This window comes from Anaerolineales bacterium, from assembly GCA_022866145.1.
Taxonomy (GTDB): domain Bacteria; phylum Chloroflexota; class Anaerolineae; order Anaerolineales; family E44-bin32; genus PFL42.
In genome coordinates this window covers 1-4533 of the sequence record JALHUE010000088.1, presented here as the reverse complement: position 1 = coordinate 4533, position 4533 = coordinate 1, and the positions used below count along the sequence as shown (strand labels likewise).

Genomic DNA, 4533 nt, shown 5'->3' with positions numbered 1-4533 from the left:
TTCGACTTCCATTTTGATTTCGACAACCGAACGACCCACGGGCACGCCCGGTATGCGCTCGATCGCCCCGGCGGCGGTCCGCTCTTCCTCGACACGCACGCCATCAAGATCCAGCGGGTGCAGGCCGGAGAGGCATCGGTGCCCTGGTCGTTCGACGCCGAGGACGCCATCCTCGGTCGGCGGCTCAGCTTGCAGCTGCCGCCCGGTGCGGCCGAGTTCGAGATCGAATTCCAGCTGCCGCCGACGGCGCGTGCGTTGCAGTGGATGGAGGCTTCGCAGACCGCCGGCGGCCGCCATCCGTTCCTGTACAGCCAGTGCCAGGCGATTCACGCCCGCAGTCTGTTTCCGTGCCAGGACACGCCGTCGGTGCGCTTTACCTACCGCGCCCGGCTGCACGTGCCGAAACCGCTGGTCGGACTGATGGCCGCCGCCCCCGAGGGTCAGAGCGAGCAGGGCGGCCAGGGCGTGTTCAGCTTCCACATGCCGCAGCCGATCCCCTCCTACCTGTTCGGCCTGGCCGTCGGCGACCTGGCCTCCCACGACATCACCTCGCGCTGCCGGATCTACGCCGAGCCGGCGCTGATCGAGGCCGCTGCCTGGGAGTTCGCCGAAACCGAGCAGATGCTGCAGATCGCCGAGGGACTGTATGGCCCCTACTTGTGGGACCGCTACGACCTGCTGATCCTGCCGCGGTCATTCCCCTATGGCGGGATGGAGAACCCGCGCCTGACCTTCGCCAACGCCATCTTCCTTACCGGCGACCGCGCCGACACCAGCCTGGTGGCGCACGAGCTGGCCCATTCGTGGACCGGCAACCTGGTGACCAACGCCACCTGGGAGGATTTCTGGCTGAACGAGGGTTGGACGACCTACGCTGAGTACCGGATTTGCGAGCGGCTGTACGGGCGCGAGTACGTCGAGTTGGCCGCGGTGCGCGACCGCAACCTGCTGTTCGAGGACTACGAGCGCTTCCGCCCGACGCCGCAGTACACCCAACTGAAGTTTCCGATGCTAGGCGTCGATCCGGAGGATGTGTTCTCGCGCGTCCCCTACTACAAGGGCCTGTTCCTGTTGATGCTGATCGAGCAATCGGTCGGGCGCGAGGTCTTCGACGCCTTCATCCACGGCTACATCCAGCTGCACGCCTTCCGCTCAATCACCACGGAGCAGTTCCTAGCTTACTTGCGCCAGAATCTGCCGCAGGCCTTCGACCGGGTGCCGATTGAGGAGTGGATCTACCAGCCCGGCTATCCCGCCGGGGGTCCCGCCTTCCACTCAGCGGCCTACGATGCAGTCGAGGCGGCGGCCATTTCCTTCCTGGCAGCCGGCGCGCTCTCCAAGGCGCAGGCCAGGAAGTGGACGCCGGATCAGCTGGTACTCTTCCTGCAGATGCTTCCTGACTGTCTCTCGCCAGAGACCTGCCGCCAGCTCGATCAGGCCCTGGACATGCCGCACTGCCGGCGCTTCATGACCCAGTCGCTCTTCTACAGCCTGGCTATTCGCAGCGGCTACCTCGCCGTCTGGCCGCGGGCCGAGGCGCTGCTGCTTGCCTCCGGCTCGCGCCTGAGCCTGATGCGCCTCTTCCGCGCAGTGGCCCAGACGCATTGGACGCGCTCGAAGGCCCGCCCGCTCTACCAACGGGCCCGTCCGGGTTATCACCCGTTGACCCAGCTGGAGGTCGAACGGTTGCTCCGCGCCGAGGGCTTGTGACGTCTGCCTCCAGGCGAAGCCGCTGCGAGTTCGTCTATCCCAATCCAGCACCGGGCTCGGGTGTGTCCGAGAATTCCGCTCCAGCAAGGGGAAAGCGTGAGTTGTGGGGCTACCCCACAACTCACGCTCAGTCTCGTCGCAGGTGCCCGGTGACCCGCCGCGCCGGTCTGGCGCTAGCTACTGTCGGACCCCATCTGCTCCTTGGCATTCAACATGGCCGTCTTGAAGGCGATCGGCTGGCTGATGCGCCTGAACCGGTTCACCGCCAGCTCACTGGCGGTCAGAATGTCGATGTCGCCGTAGTCCAGTACGCGGCCGAAGAACGACTGCTCCATCTTGACGTCGTTCACTTTCTCAAGCGACGAATCGATGGTCGCCTTGTTGAACACACCCGAGACCTGGATTACGCGTCGGTTGCTGACGACGTACTGCAGGTTCCACCAGCGCAGGACATCGAGGACCAGTAGAACCAGCGGGACCAAGATCAGCAAGTAGGCCAGGAACAGCGGGGCAAAGAACGCGCCGGCGATGGTCGTAGCCACGAACAGGACCAGAATAATAGCGATCTCCAACACGATTGCGCGCAGCAGGATGGTCCAATGCTGGCGGGCGACGCGCAGGACCTTCTCGTTCTGCGCGAGCAGGCTCTCCAGGTAGCTGGCTGCCATGGCTTCCCTCCCCGACGACCTGCTGTGGATGCCTGCGGCCGCTGAGGCGGAGTGTATCATCATCCGGCGAGCGGTGGGGGCTGCTGGCGAATCGTCCATTCGCCGGCCACACCCTGCAAGCGAGGGGCCACCTCCGCCAGGACGGCATTCAGCCGGCGCAGGACCTGCAGCGCCGGCAGCAACGCTTCATCCCGCTCGCGCCGCGTGGCGTGGGCCCAGCGCCTGGCGGAGAAGTCCCCGCGGTCAGCCTCCCAACGAATCAGGTAGCTCAGTGTTTGGTTGCGCAGCTCATAAGCTTGTGTCAGGCAGGCTTCCAGCTGGTCTGCTAGCCGACGTTCATGCCTTGCCAGCGGGCGCCGGATGGCGGTTGACTGCCGCCGAAGATGCTCCAGCCCCCAGTCAATGCGGTTGAGAACCACATCTGAGGGGGCGTCCGGCCCAGACTGGCGCAGGGCACGCTCGAAGGCCCCCATGAGCACAGCTGCCTGCTCGCTCCACGCCAGCAGATCCTGCGCTGAGCGCAGGCGCCGCTGAAGGCGCCAGATGTCCCTCCACTGGATAAACATGGCCTATCTTATCGCAATCACACGTTGACGCCACATGAATCGAGACACTTCTCCCGCGCCTGTCGCGATCACAGGCGCCACGTCCCCGGCAAGCTGACCATGCCCCCTTCCAACCTCCGTGCGCCCAGGCTGTCTCGGGCCTTATCCCCCCAACGGGGGAGGGGACGGGTTCCAGGCCGGATGGCCCGGAGAACTCTGGCGGGCTGCCCACAACCCTGCAAGCGCGGGGGGACAGGATTGACAGGAGGGTCGTGCGCTCACGGAGCAGACGGTCACCCGTCGCGGGGGAGGGATCGACCGGGTAGACAGGCCAACTTGGCGATTGGCGACGACCCAATCCACCCGCGTCGGGCTGCAATTGACTCGCCGCGTTCGACCGTGCTAGAGTAGAACAGGCTCAGGGCACTTTGTTCTGAGGATCGACGGCCAAGGGGGTTCGATGCGCCGTCCACCCGATCCCCGCCGCGGCTGCAATGGCCGCTGCCTTATTTCCCATCCTTGTCGAGAGCCCCATACCTCTGTCCCTTTCCGGACGACTGCCGCCGCGTCGATAACGGCAATCCCACGGAGGGGTGCTGTTTCTAGGCCGGCGGTTTTGTGCCGATCGCATCGCGGGCTGGCTCGCCAACTCCGTCCGATGGATAGCTAGGGGGAGCGTATGTCCCACCGCACGCCTTTCCGCATTTCGGCCGCACTCACCGGAGTGGTCGCTCTCTTGCTTCTGGCGGCCCCGCCTGCCTGGGGCCAGCCGGCGCTTGATCCTGAGGGTCTTCCCACGCCAGGGTTGGCCGAGCTTCCCGAATCGCATCCCATGCCGACTGCTGATCCAGGCTCTCCCGCCTCCGAATTCGCCGAGAGCGCCGATGGCGCCCTCGGCGAAAACGCAACAACCGATCCGGGGGTACGACCGCCGGATGTCCCCGCTTTCACGAGTCTAGCCGGGGACGAGCAAGCACAGCCCGACCCGGGGTTGCAGCAGAGTGAGTTGACCGACAGCACCGATTCTGGTCTGCTCCCGCCGGAGACCTCCACCGTGGAGGCGACGGTCCCGCCCGGCACTGAAGCTCTCCCTTCAATGTCGGTGGGGGCCGATCCTGACGGACTGGCGACATCGATTGTCGGCGCCACGGCGTCGGACACAGTCGAGTCTGAGCCGCCTGCACCCGAGGACTCTGAACTCTCAGACTTCGTCGGGGAGACGACGATACCCTCCCCAACCCTCCTGCCCTCGCCGTCGGGCACGCCCACCTCCCTGGAGACGCCGACTCCCGCCGCCACAGAAGGATCAACGATGACGCCGACCGCGACGGCTTCCGCCAGTTCCCCGCCCACCCCATCCAGCACGCCCACTGGCCTGGAGACGCCGACTCCGACACCCACGCCAACCGAGACATCGACTCCGACGCCAACCTCGACGTCCACTCCCTCACCAACCGTGCCGCTGTCGCTCGCCCGGGCCTTCCCGGCTGGAGCTGTGTGGATCAATGAGGTCGCCTGGGCTGGCACCCTGGCCTCGTCGTCCGACGAATGGATCGAGCTCTACAACCCGGGCTCGGAGGCCATCGACCTCTCCGGCTGGCGGCTCACCG

Annotated in this window: 4 protein-coding genes; 2 read left to right on the top strand and 2 right to left on the bottom strand. The window is 65.9% G+C overall.

The genetic code is table 11. The features are described from left to right. On the top strand, window positions 1–1710 hold a 1710-nt coding region (locus tag MUO23_02915; GenBank protein MCJ7511906.1), incomplete at its 5' end, for a M1 family metallopeptidase. 173 nt (window positions 1711–1883) lie between these two features. On the opposite strand, the gene MUO23_02910 is transcribed toward MUO23_02915, so the two are convergent. Further along, window positions 1884–2378, bottom strand: a complete 495-nt coding sequence (locus tag MUO23_02910) for a PH domain-containing protein (protein ID MCJ7511905.1) — start codon at window positions 2376–2378, stop codon at window positions 1884–1886. Between the two features lie 59 nt (window positions 2379–2437). Beyond that, window positions 2438–2944, bottom strand: a complete 507-nt coding sequence (locus MUO23_02905) for a hypothetical protein (GenBank protein ID MCJ7511904.1) — start codon at window positions 2942–2944, stop codon at window positions 2438–2440. Window positions 2945–3602: 658 nt separating this feature from the next. On the opposite strand from MUO23_02905, the gene MUO23_02900 reads away from it, so the two are divergent. Then, window positions 3603–4533, top strand: a 931-nt coding sequence (locus MUO23_02900; GenBank protein MCJ7511903.1) for a lamin tail domain-containing protein, incomplete at its 3' end; no start/stop codon positions are given.

Coding starts and splice junctions, on each gene's coding strand:
- MUO23_02910 (MCJ7511905.1), bottom strand. CDS start 2,378: ATGGCAGCCAGCTACCTGGAGAGCCTGCTCGCGCAGAACGAGAAGGTC.
- MUO23_02905 (MCJ7511904.1), bottom strand. CDS start 2,944: ATGTTTATCCAGTGGAGGGACATCTGGCGCCTTCAGCGGCGCCTGCGC.